The following is a 19,568-nucleotide window of genomic DNA, read 5'->3' on the forward strand; positions in this document are numbered from 1 at the left end:
CCTCGTTGACGTTGTCTTCCCTGCGGGCGGCGACACGCGTGGCGCCGCTTCAACAGGCCATTGCCTTGCTTAGAAGAAGCCCAATGCCTTGGGCGAGTAACTGACCAGCAGGTTCTTGGTTTGCTGGTAGTGGTCGAGCATCATCTTGTGGTTCTCACGGCCGATGCCCGATTGCTTGTAGCCACCAAACGCCGCGTGCGCGGGATAAGCGTGGTAACAGTTGGTCCATACGCGCCCGGCCTGGATGCCGCGGCCCATGCGATAGAGGCGGCTGGCATCACGGCTCCAGACACCGGCACCCAGGCCATAGAGCGTGTCGTTGGCGAGGGTGAGCGCGTCCTCTTCGTCCTTGAAAGTGGTGACGGAAACCACCGGCCCGAAGATTTCTTCCTGGAAGACACGCATGCGGTTGTGGCCACGGAACACGGTGGGTTTCACGTAGTAGCCGTTCGCGAGATCGCCGCCCAGCACGTTGCGCTCGCCGCCGATCAACACCTCGGCACCTTCCTGCTTGCCGATGTCGATGTAGGAAAGGATTTTCTCCAGCTGTTCGCTCGATGCCTGCGCGCCCACCATGGTGTTGGCATCGAGCGGGTTGCCGAGCTTGATGTCCTTCACGCGCTTGAGTGCGCGCTCCATGAAGCGGTCGTAGATGGATTCCTGGATAAGCGCGCGCGACGGACACGTGCACACTTCGCCCTGGTTGAAGGCAAACAGCACGAAGCCCTCGATGGCCTTGTCGAGAAAGTCATCGTCCTGCGCCATGACATCGTCGAAGAAGATATTCGGCGACTTGCCACCCAGCTCCAGCGTCACGGGAATCAGGTTCTGGCTGGCGTACTGCATGATCAGCCGACCGGTGGTGGTTTCGCCGGTGAAGGCGATTTTTGCGATGCGTGGGCTCGATGCGAGTGGCTTGCCTGCTTCCAGGCCAAAGCCGTTCACCACGTTGAGTACGCCGGGCGGCAGCAGGTCGCCGATCACTTCCAGCAGCACCATGATGCTGGCGGGTGTCTGCTCGGCGGGTTTCAGCACCACGCAGTTGCCGGCGGCGAGCGCGGGCGCGAGTTTCCATGCGGCCATCAGCAGCGGGAAATTCCACGGGATGATTTGACCCACCACGCCGAGCGGCTCATGGAAGTGATAAGCCACGGTGTCGTGATCGATCTCGCTCAAGCCACCTTCCTGCGCGCGAATGGCGCCCGCGAAATAACGGAAGTGATCGACCACCAATGGGATGTCAGCGTTGAGCGTTTCGCGGATCGGCTTACCGTTGTCCCAGGTTTCCGCGTAGGCGAGCAGTTCAAGGTTTTCCTGCACGCGATCGGCGATGCGGTTTAGCACATTGGCGCGTTCGGCCGTGGACGTTTTGCCCCAAGCCTGCTTGGCCGCGTGCGCGGCATCCAGCGCTGCCTCGATATCCGCCGCGGTGGAGCGCGCCACTTCGGTCAACGGCTCTCCCGTGATCGGCGTGATGTTGGTGAAATATTTGCCTTCCTTGGGCGCCACCCACTGGCCGCCGATGAAGTTGCTATAGCGAGACTTGAAGATCGACTGGGGATCGTTGGCGTACGGCTTGGCAGGTACTGCGTTCATCGACATCTCCTGAATGTCCGGGTGGATCGCCAGCGCGCTGGCGGCTACTTCCCTCTACGCAATCCCGATGCCAGATCATCGATGGCGCGGTGCGTCACGCTCCCCGTTGCCCACACGTTGCATGCGAATGCGCGCTTGTTTCGCAGTGCAACACCGATTCAGATTGCGCCCGCTGCGGTGTTGTGTTGTTTATCGGAGCAGGGGTCACGACAACTGTCGCAATTTGCGACATGCGGTTAGAGCGGAGGCGATATGCAGAGCGTGCGATCCCAGCGCCGGGTCGGCGAAGCCAGACGGGAGTTCTTCGAAGGCGGGCGCGTACCGTCCGGACAGCTCTCCGACACCATCCTGCGTTCATGGCGCCGCTGTCGCGGCCTGGGCCTGGAAGAGGCCGCGCATCCGCAAGTGGAACCGGTACCGCAAGGTGAATTGCGACAGATGCGGGAACGGCACGAGACGCTCTGGCGCATGGCGCGCGCCGAACTGGACCTGCTCGCACCGGACGCCGCGTCGACGGGCAGCATCGTGATCCTGACCGACGAGCAGGGCTGGATCCTCGATGCCGAAGGCAATCCGCGTTTTCTCGACAAGGCAGGACGCGTGGCGCTGATGCCGGGCGCGTGCTGGAGCGAAGCACACGTCGGGACCAATGCCATCGGCACGGCCATCGTGGAGGGCGCATCGGTCGAGGTGTTGGGCGGTGAACACTACTTCGTGCCGCACGGCATTCTCAGTTGTTCGTCCGTGCCGATCTTCGATCCCTACGGCAAGTTGGCGGGCGTATTGGATATCTCCGGTGATGCCAACGTGCCGCATGTGCACGCGCTGGCGCTCGCGCGCATGGCGGTGACGCACATCGAGCACCGCTATTTCGATGCCGGCATCGAGGATGCCGAGCTGTTGCGGCTGCACGCCGATCCCGCGCTGCTGGGAACGGCGGGCGAAGGCTTGCTGGCGTTCCGCCGCGGGCGGTTGGCCGCAGCCAATCAGGCAGGCCTTCGCTTGCTGGGACTGGATCGCGGCGATATCGGTCACGTGGCCTACGACGCCCTGTTTGCCGAATCCCTCAACCGCCTGCGCCGCGATGGCGTATTGGTGGATCGTCACGGGCAGGCCTTGCATGGCCGCGTGGATCACGCAGGCGATCCGTCGCGCCGCCTCGCTGCCACGCGTCGTGCAGCGGCCGCGCCTGCGATGGCGAGCCAGGTGGAAACGGCACTGTTCGATGCGCATCTCGACGCGGAGCTGGAACGGGCACGACGCGTGCTTGATGCAAACCTTCCCGTGCTTCTGCAGGGAGAAACGGGCAGCGGCAAGGAAATGTTCGCGCGTGAACTGCACAAGCGCAGTGCTCGCACGAACAAGCCGTTCGTTGCCATCAACTGCGCAGCGTTGCCGGAAGGCTTGATCGAGGCCGAACTGTTCGGCTACGAAGAAGGTGCTTTCACGGGTGCGAGACGCACGGGAAGCACCGGCCTGTTGCGGCAAGCCGATGGTGGTGTGCTCTTTCTGGATGAAATCGGCGACATGCCGTTGTCGCTGCAACCGCGGTTGTTGCGCGTGCTGCAGGAGCGGGAAATGTCACCGCTGGGTGGCGGCAAACCGGTGAAGCTGGATTTCGTGCTGGTGTGCGCCACGCATTGCGATCTTGGCGTGGCGATGCACGAAGGGCGCTTCCGCAGTGATCTTTATTACCGCATCGCGCATTACGTCGTGCCCATGCCCCTGGTGCGGGACCATCCCGACCGCGTGATGCTGGTGCAGGCGTTGTGGTCACGGCTGGGGCAGGGCAGGCAGCTGTCGCTTTCCACGCTGACGGCGTTGGCGGCCTACGACTGGCCGGGCAACATGCGCCAGCTGGTGGCGTGCCTGCGTACGCTCGTGGCATTGCACGACGAGGGTGATGTCGTCGAGGCATCCGCGTTGCCCAGTTACATGTCGACCTTGTCGACGGCGCCATCGACAAAACCCGAGGCTTTGCACGCATCGGGTGCGCTGCACGACATCACGGATCGTGCCATGCGGCAGGCGCTGCACGATTGTGCGGGCAATGTAAGTCGCGCCGCGAAACAGCTGGGTGTAAACCGCAGCACGCTGTATCGCCGCCTGCAGTCGCGGGCAGAACACGGAAACGACGCTTGAGTCTTGTGTGCGTCCTTCGGGGGGCCTGGTGAAACGGCACGGCAGCAAGCGCTGCCGCGCCAGCGATCATCAGAGGATGGTCAACACGGTTTCCGGTGGACGTCCAATCGCCGCCTTGCCGTTGGACACCACGATGGGGCGCTCGATCAGGCGGGGATGGCTGGCCATCGCGGCGACAAGCGTGGTGTCGTCAAGAGAGGGATCATCGAGGCCGAGTTCGCTGTACTCGGCCTCGGTCTTGCGCATCAACTCGCGCGGCGTCATGCCCAGCATGTCGAGCAGTTCGAACAGCTCCGTGGTGCTGGGCGGTGTATCGAGATAGTTGACGACATCGCACACCACGCCGCGTTCCTCCAGCAGCGCCAGCGTGGCACGCGACTTGGAACAGCGGCTGTTGTGGTAGATGCGAACGCTCATGGTTGGCCTTAGTGGTTGCCGCCGCGATTACCGCCGCGGCCGCCGCCACCGTGCGGGCGACCACCGCCCTGGGGACGACCGCCACCGCCGCCGCCTTGCGGACGGTTGCCGCCACGGCCCTGCGGACGACCACCCTGGCCCCCGCCACCCGGGCGACCCGACTGCCCCGGCCTGCCGCCACTGCGATTGCCACCGCCGGCGTTGCCGCCGCCGAAGCCGCCGTAGGGGCTGTTGCCGCGGCTTTCGCCGCCGCCGGCGCGGTTGCCGTAGCTGCTGCGACCACCTTCTGCGCCGCCGGCGCGATTGCCGTAGCTGCCGCGGTTGCCCTCGGCACCACCGGCACGGTTGCCGTAGCTGCCGCGACCGCCTTCGGCGCCACCGGCACGGTTGCCGAACGACGGCTTGCCGCCGGGGCCGCCACGGCGGGCACCGCCGGCATTGCCGCGGCCTGCACCGCCGCCTTCACGCGACTCGCCAGCGAACCAGGTGCGCACCGACGGCAGCTCCTGGCCCGGCGCCACGCCGCGCTTGTTCTTGCGCTGCATACCGCCGCCCGAACGCTCCGGACGGGCAACATTGCCGTTCACTTCCTTGCCACCCGGGCGGCGACGCTGCTGCTTGCCGCGGGTAGGTTCTTCGCGGATGCGATCGTAGGCGCGCAGTTCGCGTGCTTCATCCTGGTAACCCGCGCTGTACGAGCCGGACGCACCGCCCTCGGGGCGATACTCGGTGACGTTGCGCGGTGCGCGGCGCTGGTGCAGCACCGGGCTCAGCGTCAGCACCGGCTGCGGCGCACCCAGGCCGGTGACCTTGCGCAGTTCCTTGACCAGGTCTTCGCCCAGCGATTCGCAGTCGCCACGACGCAGCGTGCGCGGCAGTTCCACGGTGCCGTAGCGGATGCGCTTGAGGCGGCTGACCAGGAAGCCCTGCGAATCCCACAGGCGACGCACTTCACGGTTGCGGCCTTCGCGGATCACCACGCGGAACCAGCTGTGGCTGCCGCCGCGGCTGATCACGGCGATTTCGTCGAAGCGCGCGGGACCGTCTTCCAGTTCCACGCCGGCCTTCAGCTTCTCGATGATTTCGTCGGGCACTTCGCCGTGCACGCGGCACAGGTATTCGCGCTCTAGGCCGCTCTTGGGGTGCATCAGCGCGTTGGCGAGTTCGCCATCCGTCGTGAGCAACAGCAGGCCGGTGGTGTTGATGTCCAGGCGACCCACGGCGACCCAGCGCGCACCCTTCAGGCGCGGCAGCTGCTCGAACACGGTGGGACGGCCTTCGGGATCTTCGCGCGTGGTCACCACGCCTTCGGGCTTGTGGTAGACCAGCACTTCGGTTTCGTCGCGGTTGTCGGTGGCAACGATGAACTGCTTGCCGTCGAGCACGACGCGGTCGCCGGCGTGCACGCTGGCGCCAATGGTGGCGGGCGTGCCGTTGAGTTCGACTTCACCGCCCTGGATGCGCTGCTCCAGCATGCGTCGCGAGCCGAGGCCGGCGTTGGCGAGCACCTTGTGCAGGCGCTCCTCGATGGCGGGGGTGCTTTCGTCGCGCGGGGCGCGCTTCAGGGTCAAAACGGATTTCTGCGGCGCAGTCATGCGCGGTACTCCTCGGTGTCTTGCGTGGCGTCGCCTTCGTCGGCGTCCGCGCGGGTCGCTGCCTCGTCGGCAGTGTCATGAGATGGCTCGGCATGAACTGCTTCGCCGGATGGGGTGGAGGCGACTTCCATCGCCTCGGAAGGTGCGTGTTGCGGTTCTTCGACGGCGTGGGAGGCTTTGCCTTCCGCGTCATCGGCGGCCGGCGTGTGGTCGCCGGCAGGTTCGGTGATGGTGTCTTCGCTGTCTTCGCTGGCCACCACCAGGGTTTCGTCTTCGGCGTCCGCTTCGCCATCGGGGTCGATGGGCAGGTCGCGGGCGATGCGCACCGGCAGCGGTTCCGGCGCGATGCTCATCTGCGGATCTTCCATGTCGCGGATTTCCGACAACGGCGGCAGCTCGTCCAGTGACTTCAGGTTGAAGTAGTCAAGGAAGGCGCGCGTGGTGCCGAACAATGCAGGCTTGCCGGGTACGTCGCGGTAACCCACCACGCGAATCCACTCGCGCTCCTCCATCGTCTTGATGATGTTGGAGGACACCACCACGCCGCGAATCTGTTCAATCTCGGGGCGGGTAATGGGCTGGCGGTAAGCGATCAGTGCCAACGTTTCCAGCAGGGCGCGCGAGTAGCGGCTGGGCCTTTCGGTCCACATCCGCGAAATCCACGGATGCACATGCTGCTTCACCTGGTAACGGAAGCCGGAGCCCACTTCGCGCAGTTCCACGCCGCGGTTGGCGCAATCTTCCGCCAGTGCTTCAAGCGTTCGGGCGACTTCCTCGCGGCCGACTTCGTCCTCTTCGCCGAACAGTTCCAGCAGCTGAGACACGGTCATCGGCTGGGTAGATGCCAGCAATGCCGCCTCGATGATGGGTTTGAGTTGTTCGATCTGCATGGTCTCGGATCGGATGCGTCGGTGAGGGATCGGACTGCGCGCCTTACTCGGCAGCGGCAGCCGGCTCGTCGTCGGCGAAGGATTCGACGGTCGACTCGTCGTCGCGTCCGGCCTTCGCCCTTACATAAATTGCCGCCAGCGGTTCTTCCTGCACAATTTCCACCAGCATTTCCTTGGCCAGCTCCAGCATGGCCAGGAAGGTCACCACCACGCCCAGGCGGCCTTCGGTGACGTCGAACAGCGTCTCAAAACGCGCGAAGCTGCGATCGCTGAGGCGCCCAAGCAGTTCGCCCATGCGCTGACGCACGCTCAGTGCCTCGCGCTTGATGGCGTGATGGCCGAACAGCTCCGCGCGGCGCATCACATCCTTGAGTGCCAGCAGCAGTTCCTTCAGTTCAAGCGGCGGGGGCAGCTTGATGACGTTGCGTTCGCCCGTGTCCGCATGGGCCGGGGCAAAGTCGCGTTCCATGCGGGGCATGGCGTCGATGTCTTCCGCCGCGCGCTTGAAACGCTCGTATTCCTGCAGCCGTCGAATCAGTTCGGCGCGGGGATCTTCTTCCACGCCTTCCTCGGCGGGCGGGCGTGGCAGCAGCAAACGCGATTTGATCTCGCCGAGAATGGCCGCCATCAGCAGGTATTCGGCGGCCAGCTCCAGGCGCATCACGTCGCGCATCATCTCGATGTAATCCATGTACTGCCGGGTGATCTCGGCGACAGGGATATCCAGAATGTCCAGGTTCTGGCGGCGGATCAGGTACAACAGCAAGTCGAGCGGTCCCTCGAACGACTCGAGGATCACCTCCAGCGCATCCGGCGGGATGTACAGGTCCTGCGGCATCTGCAACAACGGTTCGCCGCGCACGATGGCCAGCGGCATTTCCTGCTGTTGAGGTACCGACGCAAACGCGTCCTGCGGTGCGGCGACCGCCTGAGGCTCGACTGGCTCAGTGCTCATCAATGCATGTCGTTGGGCCGTCCATGACGGCTTGCTCTGCGTTCAACACGTTAGGAAACGTTTTTCCCACCCGGCACTCGCTCGTCTGGCGAATGTCCCCGCTCGAACCGTGGCCAAAAGGCATGATTCGTTGAAGCTGACTTGCGCGATGCCTAGCCGGTGCGCATGGCGTCACCGTCGCGGGCATGCATGATGAAAGCGCGCATCTGGCGTTTCGATCAGGCTGGCCGTGAGCGACCCTTGAGCGTCTCTGGCGTGTTTGGACCACGGCAAAAGGCGCGAGCCATAACGTGACGACAACAGCGTCACTGGCTTCTCAATCGGTCGGCGAGTGCATCGGGATGGGGTGTCGTAGCGGTCGATCTGGCCGATCGTGCGCACACCCTTGCGACCCTAGCGATTCCAAGATTAGCGGCTGGCGGCGGGCAAGTCCAGTACACCCCGTGCAGGCGTCACGGCAAAATACAGGTTAATGACATCCGGCCAACGATCCATCATCCATGTCGACATGGACGCGTTCTACGCGTCCGTGGAGCAGCGCGACCGGCCCGAGCTCAGGGGCTTGCCGGTGGTGGTGGCCGGGCTGGGGCCGCGTGGCGTGGTGTCCACGTGCAGTTACGAGGCGAGGCGCTTCGGCATCCGCTCAGCCATGCCCACGGCGCAGGCGCGGCGACTGTGCCCCGACGCGGTATACCTGTGGCCGGACATTGCACGGTATGAAGAGGTGTCCGACCAGGTATTCGCGGTATTCCACGAGGCGACGCCGCTGGTCGAGGGGCTTTCACTGGATGAGGCCTTCCTGGATGTCACCGCCAGCCAGCGCCTGCTGGGTTCGGTGGAAGCCATTGGCCGCCGCGTGAAGGAAGCGATCCGCGAGCGCACGCAGCTCAACGCTTCCGTGGGCATGGGGCCCAACAAGCTGCTGGCGAAGCTGGCCAGCGAAATGTCCAAGCCCGATGGTTTTCATCGCATTACCGCGGAAGGCGCCGCCGCCGAACTGGCGCCGTTGCCGGTCGGGCGATTGTGGACCGTGGGCAAGGTGACCGAGCAGGCTTTGCATCGGCTGGGCATCCGCACCGTGGGCGAATTGGCAGCAAGTGACACGGCGCGTCTGGCGAGTGCGCTAGGGCGTCAGGTGGAAGCGCTGCAGGCGCTGGCGCGCGGTGAAGATGACCGTTGCGTCGAACCCGAGCAAGCTGAACAATCCATCGGCGCGGAGCACACCTTTGATGTCGACGTGGCCGATCTGGCGTTGGCCGAGGGCTGGCTGCTGCGGCATTGCGAGCGAATTTCCGCCAGGGCGCGCCAACGCGGGCTGGAAGGGCGCACGATCACGGTGAAATTGCGGGAACCACCGTTCATTACGCATACCCGTCAGGCACAGCTGAGAGCCCCCAGCGCCTCGGCAAGTGAGCTCTACGAGCTGGCACGAGGCTTGCTTAATGGCTGGTGGAGGCTGCAGCGCCGGCCTCGCCTGCGATTGCTGGGGGTAAGCCTTTCGGGGTTTGCCGTCGAAAAGCAGGCGGATCTGTTCGATGTCGGGCAGGAACGGCGTGCGGCGGACGAGGTGCAGGACAGGATCAATTCGCGATTCGGCTCGGGGAGTCTGATTCGCGCAGGGGTTCTGAAGACGCAGCGGCAGGATTGAAGTTGAACGGAGGCGCTCCACATCGGTCGATGGAGGAGATGTTCTTCAGGATGAGGCAGTCGGCGCACTGGTGCGCCTGACGCGGGGAGAAAGGGAAGGATGAGCAGAGCGGGAGACAATGCCAGGAACGGCTCCGATCCGGAGCAGCTGCGTCCTGCGCGCATGCGGATCGAAACCACCGTGCTCATGAGCCGGGGCGACGAATCGCATCCCACGGAGCTGGTGGACATTTCCGCGACCGGCGTGTTGCTGCGCCGCCCGCTGGGTTGGAACGGCGAGCCGGGCGAGAGCTGGATTCTCGACATGATTTTCGGGCACGACCTGCATATCCACCTGGAAGCGCAGGTGGCACGCATTTCCGAGCGCCATCTCGGCTTTGCCTACACGCGCATCCCGGAAGACAAGCAGGTGCCGCTGTGGAACCTGCTGGGCGGTTACGCGGATATCCTGGAGATGTGGCACGACTGATCGTCGGCTGCCTTGCCGGATGCAAAAACGCCCGCTTTCGCGGGCGTTTTGCTATTCGAGAACCCTTCAGGGCCGTCACTTCGAGAACTCTTCAGAGCTGTCATTCCCGCCTTCGCGGGAATGACGAGCTAAAAATCAGGCGCTGGATTTTCCTCGCGAGTTACCCTCAGGCTGCCGACTTCTTCTCATCCCGCAACTCGCGGCGAAGAATCTTGCCCACGTTGCTCTTGGGCAGCGCGTCGCGGAACTCGATGAGCTTCGGGCGCTTGTAGCCGGTGAGATTGTCGTGGCAGAACTTCTTGAGTTCCTCCACGGTGAGCTTGGGGTCCTTGCGTACCACGAACAGCTTCACCACTTCGCCGGAATGCTCGTCGGGCACACCCACCGCGGCCACTTCGGCCACACCCGGGTGCTGCATCACCACGTCTTCCACTTCATTCGGATACACGTTGAAGCCGGACACCAGGATCATGTCCTTCTTGCGATCCACGATGTAGACGTAGCCGTTGGCATCCATGCGGGCGATGTCGCCGGTATGCAGCCAGCCGTCGGGGCCGAGCACCTTGGCGGTTTCGTCCGGGCGCTGCCAGTAACCCTTCATCACCTGCGGGCCATGCACCATCAGTTCGCCCACTTCGCCAATCGGCAGCGGCTGGTTTTCTTCGGACCAGATCTGCACGTCGGTGGAAGGAATCGGCAAGCCGATGGAACCGTTGTAGTCCGTGAGATCCAGCGGATTCATGCACGCCGCGGGCGAGGTCTCGGTGAGGCCATAAGCTTCCACCAAGGTCACGCCGGTGACTTTCTTCCAGCGCTCGGCGACTGCGCGCTGCACCGCCATGCCGCCGCCAAGCGAAAGGTGCAGGCGGGAGAAATCCAGCTCGGCGAAACCGGGCGTGTTGAGCAAGCCGTTGAACAGCGTGTTGACGCCGGTGAGCGCGGTGAAGTTGGACTTCTTCAATTCCTTGACGAAGCCGGGCATGTCACGCGGGTTGGTGATCAGCCAGTTCAGGCCGCCCAGGCGCATGAAGACCAGGCCGTTCGCCGTCAGCGAGAAGATGTGATACAGCGGCAGCGCCGTGATGATCACTTCCTCGCCTGGCTTGGCATTGGCGCCGATCCACGCACCAGCCTGCAGCATGTTGGACACCATGTTGCCGTGCGTGAGCATGGCGCCCTTGGCCACACCCGTGGTGCCACCGGTGTATTGCAGGAAAGCGATGTCGTCGTGGCCCAGCTGCACGCTGGGCAGCGGGTGGGCCGCGCCCTGCGAGAGCGCGTCGTTGAAACGCACGGCGTGCGGGATTTCGAAAGCCGGCACCATCTTCTTGACGTGCTTGACCACGAAGTTCATCACCGCGCCCTTGGCGCCGAGCATGTCGCCCACGCCCGTGGTCACGATGTGCTGCACGTGGGTTTCAGCGACCACCTGCTGCAGCGTGGCAGCAAAGTTGTCCAGTACCACGATGGCCTTGGCGCCAGCGTCTTCCAGCTGATGCTTGAGCTCGCGCGCGGTGTACATCGGGTTGGTGTTGACCACCACCAGTCCCGCGCGCAGCGCGCCGAACAGGGCGATGGGGTACTGCAGGACGTTGGGCATCATGATCGCGACGCGATCGCCCTTCACGAGCTTGAGGGTGCCGGTGAGGTAGCCCGCGAACTGGCGGCTCAATTCATCGATCTGACCATAGGTAAGCGTCTTGCCGAAGCTGGCGAATGCAGGGCGATGGCGGAAGCGCTCGAAGGCCTCTTCCACGACCGCGGCTACCGACGCGTACTGATTGACATCGATCTGCGCGGGAACGCCTTCCGGGTAATGGGCCAGCCACGGACGCTCAATGCTCATGTTGGATTCAACGCTCCTGTATGTATCGGCCCGGCGTTAACGTAGGGCAAGATGATGACGCGGCATTGGAGCATACGCCCGCGTATAGCGGCAAGCCGCGCCGCAACGAGGATTCTTGATGCCGCCAAGCCATAAATTGCTTGCAAATCTGCTGGTTTGCCTGCTCCTGATGATGGGGATGACCGCCTGCCATCGCACGCCCGACGAAAGTCGGGTGCGGCAAGGCGTAGAAATGGCGGAGCGCGCCGCCGAGCATGCCGATGCGTCGGCACTGTCCGGCGTGTTGAGCGACGACTTCAACGGCAACAACGGCGCCATGGAGCGCAGCCAGCTGATCGACCTGCTGCATGTGGCGGCGCTGCGGGGCGAGTCCATCCATGCCTTGAGTGGCCCGATTGCCGTGGAGCAGAACGGCGACCGCTACGTTGCGCGTTTCACCGTCACGCTGACCAGCGGAGGCAAGATGCTGCCCGCGCATATCGGCGTGTATCAGGTCGAGACGGCGTGGCGTAAAGAGGGGAGCGAATGGCGCTGTTATTCGGCGACCTGGACTGCCGACGGGCAGGGCACCTGATAACCGCCATCTCCCTGTAGGAGCCCGCTCGCGGGCGACCGGCGCCTGGCTGGCGCTGAGCCGTCCGGTGGTCGCGCACAAGTGCGCTCCTACATGAGAGCAAAGCATCGGCGCAGAGCGGAGCAATGTGGGAGCGGACCCTGTGCGCGACTTTCCCGCTGACATGCATCGCTCCGTTGGGTTGTCGCGCACAGGGTGCGCTCCCACAGTTGAGTTTTCCGGAAGGTGGGGCGAAAAAAAGCCGCCTGAGGGCAGCTTTTTTTCCGTTCTGCCAACGGTTTCAGTACGCCATCTTCTTGTAGGAGCCCGCTTGCGGGCGACCGGCGCCTGGCCGGCACTGAGCCGTCCGGTGGTCGCGCACAAGTGCGCTCCTACATGAGAGCGGAATGTCGTCGTAGAGCGAAGCAATGTGGGAGCGCACCCTGTGCGCGACTGTCCCCCTGACATGCATCGCTCCGTTGGGTTGTCGCGCACAGGGTGCGCTCCCACCGTTGAGGTTTCCGGAAGATGGGGCGAAAAAAAAGCCGCCCGGGGGCGGCGTTTTTCAACAGGTGTTCCGCTAACGGTTTCAGTACGCCATCTTTTTGTAGGAGCCCGCTTGCGGGCGACCGCTGCGTGGCCGGCACTGAGTCGTCCGGTGGTCGCGCACAAGTGCGCTCCTACATGAGAGCGGAATGTCGTCGTAGATCAGAGCAATGTGGGAGCGCACCCTGTGCGCGACCGTCCCGCGAAAGGGCACCGCTCCGTTGGGTTGTCGCGCACAGGGTGCGCAAAAAAAACGCCGCCCGAGGGCGGCGTTTTCATCAGGCGACCCGCTGACGGTTTACGCCGCCTTCTTCCCCGCCAGCTGGCGCAGCACGTACTGCAAAATGCCGCCGTGACGGAAGAACTCGCGCTCCTTCGGCGTGAGCAGCAACACCTTCACGGTGAACTCCTTCTGCTTGCCATCGTCGGTGGGGGCGGTGACCTTGGCGGTCTTCGACTCGCCGCCGTTGAGGCCGGTGATGTCGAAGGTTTCCTTGCCGGTCAGGCCCAGCGACTGCGCGTTCTGGCCGTCTTCGAACTGCAACGGCAGCACGCCCATGCCCACCAGGTTCGAACGGTGGATGCGCTCGAAGCTTTCGGCGATCACGGCCTTCACGCCCAACAGCAGCGTGCCCTTGGCTGCCCAGTCGCGCGACGAGCCGGTGCCGTATTCCTTGCCGGCCAGCACCACCAGTGGCGTCTTGTCCGCTTTGTACTTCATGGCGGCGTCGTAGATGGCCAGCTGTTCGTTCTTCGGCACATAAAGCGTGTAACCACCTTCCACGCCATCGAGCATCAGGTTCTTGATGCGGATGTTGGCGAAGGTGCCGCGCACCATCACGTCGTCGTTGCCGCGACGCGAGCCGTAGGAGTTGAAATCCTTCGGTTCCACGCCCTTGCTGATCAGGAAGCGGCCCGCCGGGCTGTCCTTCTTGATCGAGCCGGCCGGTGAGATGTGGTCGGTGGTGATGGAATCGCCGAACAGGCCGAGCACGCGAGCGCCGTGCACATCGTCGATGGTGCCCGGCTCCTTGCTCATGCCTTCGAAGTACGGCGGGTTCTTGATGTAGGTGGAGGCGTCCCACTTGTACACGTCGCCATCCGGCGAGGCGATGTGGTTCCAGCGCGTGTCGCCCTTGAACACGTCCGAATAGCTCTTCTCGAACATCTCCGGGTTGAGGGCGCTGCCCACGATGTCCGAGATCTCCTGGTTGGTCGGCCAGATGTCCTTCAGGTACACCGGCTTGCCATCGCTGCCCGTGCCCAGCGGGTCCTTGGTCAGGTCCACGTTGAGCGTGCCGGCCAGCGCATAGGCGACCACCAGCGGCGGCGAGGCCAGGTAGTTCATCTTCACTTCCGGATGCACGCGGCCTTCGAAGTTGCGGTTGCCCGACAACACCGATGCCACCGCGAGATCACCCTCGGCGATGCCCTGGCTGATTTCCTGCGGCAGCGGGCCGGAGTTGCCGATGCACGTGGTGCAGCCGTAGCCGACGACGTAGAAGCCGACCTTTTCCAGTTCCTTCAGCAAGCCGGTCTTTTCAAGGTAGTCGGTGACGACCTTGGAGCCCGGGCCGATGGATGTCTTCACCCACGGCTGTGCCTTCAGGCCCTTGGCTGCTGCCTTCTTCGCCACCAGGCCCGCGCCCAGCATCACGCTCGGGTTGGACGTGTTGGTGCACGAGGTGATGGCGGCGATGACCACGGAACCGTCATCGAGCTTGAACGATTCGCCATCCTTGGTGACGCGCACGCCGCCGTTGGTCAGGTCGTTCGCCGGATTGCCGATAGCCGACGAGCCACCTTCTGCGATGAACGCCGAGGTCTCGTCGTTGCGCGGCTTGCGGTTGGCAGTGAGCGGACCCACGGCGTCTTCGAAGCTCTTCTTTACGCCTTCCAGCAGCACGCGATCCTGCGGACGCTTGGGGCCGGCGAGCGAGGGCTTCACGTCGGCAAGGTTCAATTCCAGCGTGGTGGTGAAGCGCGGCTCGATGGCGTTTTCGTCGTGCCACAGGCCCTGTGCCTTCGCGTACGCTTCGACCAGCTTGATCTGCTCGTCGCTGCGGCCAGACAGGTGCAGGTAGTTCAGCGCTTCCTGGTCGATCGGGAAGATGCCGCAGGTTGCACCGTATTCCGGCGCCATGTTGCCGATGGTGGCGCGGTCGGCCAGCGCAAGATGCTTCAGGCCGCTGCCGAAGAATTCAACGAACTTGCCCACCACGCCGAGCTTGCGCAGCATCTGCGTCACGGTGAGCACCAGGTCGGTGGCGGTGACGCCTTCGGAGAGCTTGCCCGTCAGCTTGAAGCCGACCACCTGCGGAATCAGCATGGACGACGGCTGGCCCAGCATGGCGGCCTCGGCTTCGATGCCGCCCACGCCCCAGCCGAGCACGCCGATGCCATTGATCATGGTGGTGTGCGAGTCGGTGCCGAACACGGTGTCCGGATAAGCCCAGTCGGCGCCGTCCTTCTTCGCGGTGAACACCACGCGGGCAAGATGCTCCAGGTTCACCTGATGCACGATGCCGGTGCGCGGCGGCACCACCTTGAAGTTGTCGAACGCCTTCTGGCCCCAGCGCAGGAAGGCATAGCGTTCCTGGTTGCGCTGGAATTCGATTTCGACGTTTTTCTCCAGCGCGGATTCCGAACCGTACACATCCACCTGCACCGAGTGGTCGATCACCAGCTCGGCCGGCGCCAGCGGGTTGATCTGCTTGGCGTCGCCGCCCAGCTTCACTACGGCGTCGCGCATGGCGGCCAGGTCCACCACGCAGGGCACGCCGGTGAAATCCTGCAGCACCACGCGGGCCGGCATGAAAGCGATTTCAGTATCGGGTTCGGCCTTGGCGGTCCAGTTGGCGACGGCCTCGATTTCCTTCGAGGTCACGTTGACGCCATCCTCGTGGCGCAACAGGTTCTCCAGGAGGATCTTCAGGGAGTAGGGCAGGGTCTTGAGGTCGAAGCGCTGGCCAAGCTTGGTCAGGCTGGCGATGTTGTACTGGCTGCCGTTGACAGTGAGGGTGTCGCGGGTGGCGAATGAATCCAGCATGGGACTAACTCCTGTTGCGTGAGTCTGCGAACGCGCGAACGCGTAACTCGGGGATCCTAGGGCAGGAAACGTGAGGGGAATTGCAAAGTCCGTTGACTGGCCCCGGCTTTCATTCCCGTCATTCCGGCGAAGGCCGGAGGCGCTTTTCAACGGACGAAGGTCCGGTCATCCAGCAGCGACCGCGATGGGGTGTCGCGAAAGCCGCCAATCAAAGTCACTGGATCCCGGCCTGCGCCGGGATGACGAGCTGGGAGACCGGGGCAAGCTTCCTCTCCATTTCCATGCACACCATTCAGTTTGGGCCAAAAGCCAGGGTCCGCAAGAGACCCGAATGGGGATTGCCGCACATCTGCATTGCAAGATTTCGAACGCTGCCGGAAGCGTTGTCTTGCGTTGCGGCACAACGGCTCCGGCTGGCAAAATAGCGTGCTGTGATGCCGCCAAAAACGGCATGGCGACAAGGCCTTGCGCCTTGTCGAACGCCGGCAGCGGCCACGCGGAACCTCTCCCCCTGGGCGATTCTCCGCAGCGATGGCGCAAGCCATCGCCCGCTGCCTCTTTGATCCAAGTTCACCGGACGAGACCACATGCTTAACGCCTACCGCCAACATGTCGCCGAGCGCGCCGCGCTGGGAATCCCCGCGCTGCCGCTGTCGGCCCAGCAGACCGCTGACCTGATCGAACTCCTCAAGAACCCGCCGGCGGGTGAAGAGGCGTTCCTCGTCGACCTGATCACCAACCGCGTGCCGGCTGGCGTGGACGATGCGGCCAAGGTCAAGGCTTCGTACCTGGCGGCCGTGGCATTCGGCACCGAAACCTGCGCGCTGATTTCGCGCGAGAAGGCCACGGAACTCCTCGGCACCATGCTGGGCGGCTACAACATCCATCCGCTGATCGAGCTGCTCGACGACGCGCAGATCGGCACCGTCGCCGCTAACGCGCTCAAGCACACGCTGCTGATGTTCGACGCCTTCCACGACGTCAAGGAAAAGGCCGACAAGGGCAACGCCAACGCCAAGGCCGTGCTGCAGAGCTGGGCCGACGCCGAGTGGTTCACCAGCAAGCCGGAAGTGCCGGAAAGCCTGACCATCACCGTGTTCAAGGTACCGGGCGAAACCAACACCGACGACCTGTCGCCGGCCCCGGACGCCACCACGCGCCCGGACATCCCGCTGCACGCGCTGGCCATGCTGAAGAACAAGCGCGACGGTGCCCCGTTCCAGCCGGAAGAAGACGGCAAGCGCGGTCCCATCGCCTTCATCGAATCGCTGAAGGAAAAGGGCCACCTGGTTGCCTACGTGGGTGACGTGGTCGGCACCGGTTCCAGCCGCAAGTCCGCCACCAACTCGGTGCTGTGGTTCACGGGCGAAGACATCCCCTTCATCCCGAACAAGCGCTTCGGCGGCGTGTGCCTGGGCAGCAAGATCGCCCCGATCTTCTACAACACCATGGAAGACGCCGGCGCGCTGCCGATCGAACTCGACGTGTCCAACATGAACATGGGCGACGTGGTCGAGCTGCGTCCGTACGAAGGCAAGGCACTGAAGAACGGCGAAGTCATCGCCGAGTTCCAGGTGAAGTCCGACGTGCTGTTCGACGAAGTGCGCGCCGGTGGCCGCATCCCGCTCATCGTCGGTCGTGGCCTCACCGCCAAGGCGCGTGAAGCGCTGGGCCTGCCGGTCTCCACGCTGTTCCGCCTGCCGCAGCAGCCGGCCGATACCGGCAAGGGCTACACGCTGGCGCAGAAGATGGTTGGCCGCGCCGTCGGCCTGCCGGAAGGCCAGGGTGTGCGCCCGGGCACGTACTGCGAGCCGAAGATGACCTCGGTGGGTTCGCAGGACACCACCGGCCCGATGACCCGCGACGAGCTGAAGGACCTGGCCTGCCTGGGCTTCTCGGCTGACCTGGTCATGCAGTCGTTCTGCCACACCGCGGCTTACCCGAAGCCGGTGGACGTGAAGACCCACCACACGCTGCCGGAATTCATCAGCACGCGTGGCGGCATCTCGCTGCGTCCGGGCGACGGCGTGATCCACAGCTGGCTCAACCGCATGCTGCTGCCCGACACCGTCGGCACCGGTGGCGACAGCCACACGCGTTTCCCGATCGGCATTTCGTTCCCGGCCGGCTCGGGCCTGGTGGCCTTCGCTGCCGCCACCGGCGTGATGCCGCTGGACATGCCCGAATCCGTGCTCGTGCGCTTCAAGGGCGAACTGCAGCCGGGCGTCACCCTGCGTGACCTCGTCAACGCGATTCCGCTCTACGCCATCAAGCAAGGCCTGCTCACGGTGGCCAAGCAGGGCAAGAAGAACATCTTCTCCGGCCGCATCCTGGAAATCGAAGGTCTGCCGAACCTGAAGGTGGAGCAGGCGTTCGAGCTGTCCGACGCATCGGCCGAGCGTTCGGCGGCTGGCTGCACCGTGCACCTCGACAAGGCGCCGATCATCGAATACATCAACAGCAACATCACGCTGCTGAAGTACATGATCGCGCAGGGCTACAAGGACCCGCGCAGCCTGCAGCGCCGCATCAAGGCGATGGAAGCATGGCTCGCCAACCCGCAGCTGCTGGAGCGTGATGCCGACGCCGAATACGCCGCCGTCATCGAGATCGACCTGGCCGACGTGCATGAGCCCATCGTGGCCTGCCCGAACGATCCGGACGACGTGAAGACCCTCAGCGACGTGGCCGGTGCCACCATCGACGAAGTGTTCATCGGTTCGTGCATGACGAATATTGGTCATTTCCGGGCAGCGTCGAAGCTGCTGGAAGGCAAGCGCGACATCCCGACCAAGCTGTGGGTGGCTCCGCCAACCAAGATGGACCAGCAGCAGCTGACCGAGGAAGGTCACTACGGCGTGCTCGGCACCGCTGGCGCCCGCATGGAAATGCCGGGTTGCTCGCTGTGCATGGGCAACCAGGCGCAGGTACGCGAAGGCGCGACGGTGTTCTCCACCTCCACCCGCAACTTCCCCAACCGCCTCGGCAAGAACTCCAACGTGTACCTGGGTTCGGCCGAACTGGCCGCCATCTGCTCGCGCCTGGGTCGTATCCCGACCAAGACCGAGTACATGACCGACATCGGCGTGATCGACGCCAATGGCGAGAAGATCTACAAGTACCTGAACTTCGATCAGATCGCCGACTACCAGGACGTGGCCAACACGGTCACCGCCTGATCGCGGTAAGCATCGCAAGATGCAGGGAAGGGCGGCGAAAGCCGCCCTTTCTTTTTGCGCAACCATCAAGCGCACAATCCCCCTGTAGGAGCCCACTGGTGGGCGACCGCCACATGCCGGCGCTGCGTGGTGGTGGCTTGTCGCGCACAAGTGCGCTCCTACAAAGAAACGCCAGGTGCGGGTTGAAGGGACATATCGACCGCGTGGCAAGCCTCGCAAGGTGTCGGGGGTGGGCTGCGAATGCCCCCTTTCTTTTGCGAAAAATGGCCCGCTTTTGTGGGAGCGCACCCTGTGCGCGACGGCGGGATCGCCGGGTGTTCGCTTCGGCCGTCGCGCACAGGGTGCGCTCCCACAGAAGAGCACTGCGTGACTATCAGGCACACCCGTCCTTTTGTAGGAACCCACTTGTGGGCGACCGTCACATGTTGGCGCTCCGCGGTGGTGGCTTGTCGCGCACAAGTGCGCTCCTACAAAAAAAGCGCGAGGTGCGGGTTGAAGGGTCCCGTCTATCGCGCAGCAAGCCTCGCAAGGTGTCGGGATGGGCTGCGAATGCCGCCCTTTCTCTTTGCGTGAAATGGCCCGCTTTTTGTGGGAGCGCACCCTGTGCGCGACCGGGGGGAGACAGGGGTGTTGATTGGGGCCTAGCGCACCCAGGGGGCCGAGCCCAAAAAAGAGGCCGGCGCG

Annotated in this window: 12 protein-coding genes; 5 read left to right on the forward strand and 7 right to left on the reverse strand. The window is 64.1% G+C overall.

Translation table 11 applies throughout. The features are described 5' to 3' along the window. Nucleotides 1-69 precede the first annotated feature (69 nt). Entirely contained in the window at nt 70-1,596 is a 1,527-nt protein-coding gene (gene adh, locus DK366_RS04620; RefSeq protein ID WP_109124366.1) for an aldehyde dehydrogenase, read from the reverse strand. A 252-nt stretch (nt 1,597-1,848) separates the two neighbouring features. On the opposite strand from adh, the gene DK366_RS04625 reads away from it, so the two are divergent. Further along, nucleotides 1,849-3,738: a sigma-54-dependent Fis family transcriptional regulator gene (locus tag DK366_RS04625; protein ID WP_109124367.1), complete on the forward strand. Its 1,890-nt coding sequence runs from the start codon at nt 1,849-1,851 to the stop codon at nt 3,736-3,738. A 69-nt stretch (nt 3,739-3,807) separates the two neighbouring features. Here DK366_RS04625 and arsC read toward each other — a convergent pair whose 3' ends face one another. From arsC to DK366_RS04645, 4 genes are read right to left on the reverse strand one after another with little or no spacing between them, the layout of a single operon-like run. Next, nucleotides 3,808-4,155 (reverse strand): arsenate reductase (glutaredoxin), encoded by a 348-nt coding sequence (arsC, locus tag DK366_RS04630; RefSeq protein ID WP_109124368.1) that lies wholly within the window; start codon nt 4,153-4,155, stop codon nt 3,808-3,810. Between the two features lie 8 nt (nt 4,156-4,163). Beyond that, on the reverse strand, nt 4,164-5,750 hold the full coding sequence (locus DK366_RS04635) for a pseudouridine synthase (protein WP_109124369.1): 1,587 nt from the start codon (nt 5,748-5,750) through the stop codon (nt 4,164-4,166). Beyond that, a complete protein-coding gene (gene scpB, locus DK366_RS04640; protein WP_109124370.1) occupies nt 5,747-6,640 on the reverse strand; it encodes an SMC-Scp complex subunit ScpB in 894 nt (297 codons plus the stop codon). Before scpB ends, DK366_RS04635 begins: the two co-directional genes overlap by 4 nt. Before the next feature lie 43 nt (nt 6,641-6,683). Then, nucleotides 6,684-7,595, reverse strand: coding sequence for a ScpA family protein (locus DK366_RS04645; RefSeq protein ID WP_109124371.1), 912 nt, complete (start codon nt 7,593-7,595; stop codon nt 6,684-6,686). A gap of 472 nt (nt 7,596-8,067) precedes the next feature. Here DK366_RS04645 and DK366_RS04650 point away from each other — a divergent pair, with 472 nt between their 5' ends. Both DK366_RS04650 and DK366_RS04655 read left to right on the forward strand, forming a co-directional pair. Then, entirely contained in the window at nt 8,068-9,243 is a 1,176-nt protein-coding gene (locus DK366_RS04650; RefSeq protein ID WP_109124372.1) for a DNA polymerase IV, read from the forward strand. A gap of 99 nt (nt 9,244-9,342) precedes the next feature. After that, nucleotides 9,343-9,711 (forward strand): PilZ domain-containing protein, encoded by a 369-nt coding sequence (locus tag DK366_RS04655; protein WP_109124373.1) that lies wholly within the window; start codon nt 9,343-9,345, stop codon nt 9,709-9,711. A 166-nt stretch (nt 9,712-9,877) separates the two neighbouring features. Here the strand turns inward: DK366_RS04655 and DK366_RS04660 are convergent, their stop codons facing one another. Next, nucleotides 9,878-11,557, reverse strand: a complete 1,680-nt coding sequence (locus DK366_RS04660; RefSeq protein ID WP_109124374.1) for a long-chain-fatty-acid--CoA ligase — start codon at nt 11,555-11,557, stop codon at nt 9,878-9,880. Between the two features lie 118 nt (nt 11,558-11,675). Between DK366_RS04660 and DK366_RS04665 the strand changes: the two genes are divergently transcribed. Continuing rightward, a complete protein-coding gene (locus DK366_RS04665) occupies nt 11,676-12,131 on the forward strand; it encodes a nuclear transport factor 2 family protein (protein ID WP_109124375.1) in 456 nt (151 codons plus the stop codon). An 823-nt stretch (nt 12,132-12,954) separates the two neighbouring features. Here DK366_RS04665 and acnA read toward each other — a convergent pair. Then, the gene (gene acnA, locus DK366_RS04670) at nt 12,955-15,705 is read right to left on the reverse strand and encodes an aconitate hydratase AcnA (RefSeq protein WP_109124376.1); all 2,751 of its coding nucleotides are present in this window, start codon (nt 15,703-15,705) and stop codon (nt 12,955-12,957) included. Between the two features lie 587 nt (nt 15,706-16,292). On the opposite strand from acnA, the gene acnB reads away from it, so the two are divergent. After that, nucleotides 16,293-18,884 carry a bifunctional aconitate hydratase 2/2-methylisocitrate dehydratase gene (gene acnB, locus DK366_RS04675; RefSeq protein ID WP_109124377.1) on the forward strand — a complete coding sequence of 864 codons (2,592 nt, stop codon included), beginning with the start codon at nt 16,293-16,295 and terminating at the stop codon, nt 18,882-18,884. Nucleotides 18,885-19,568: the final 684 nt, after the last annotated feature.

It is taken from the genome of Dyella sp. C11, from assembly GCF_003121485.1.
Classification (GTDB): Bacteria; Pseudomonadota; Gammaproteobacteria; order Xanthomonadales; family Rhodanobacteraceae; genus Dyella.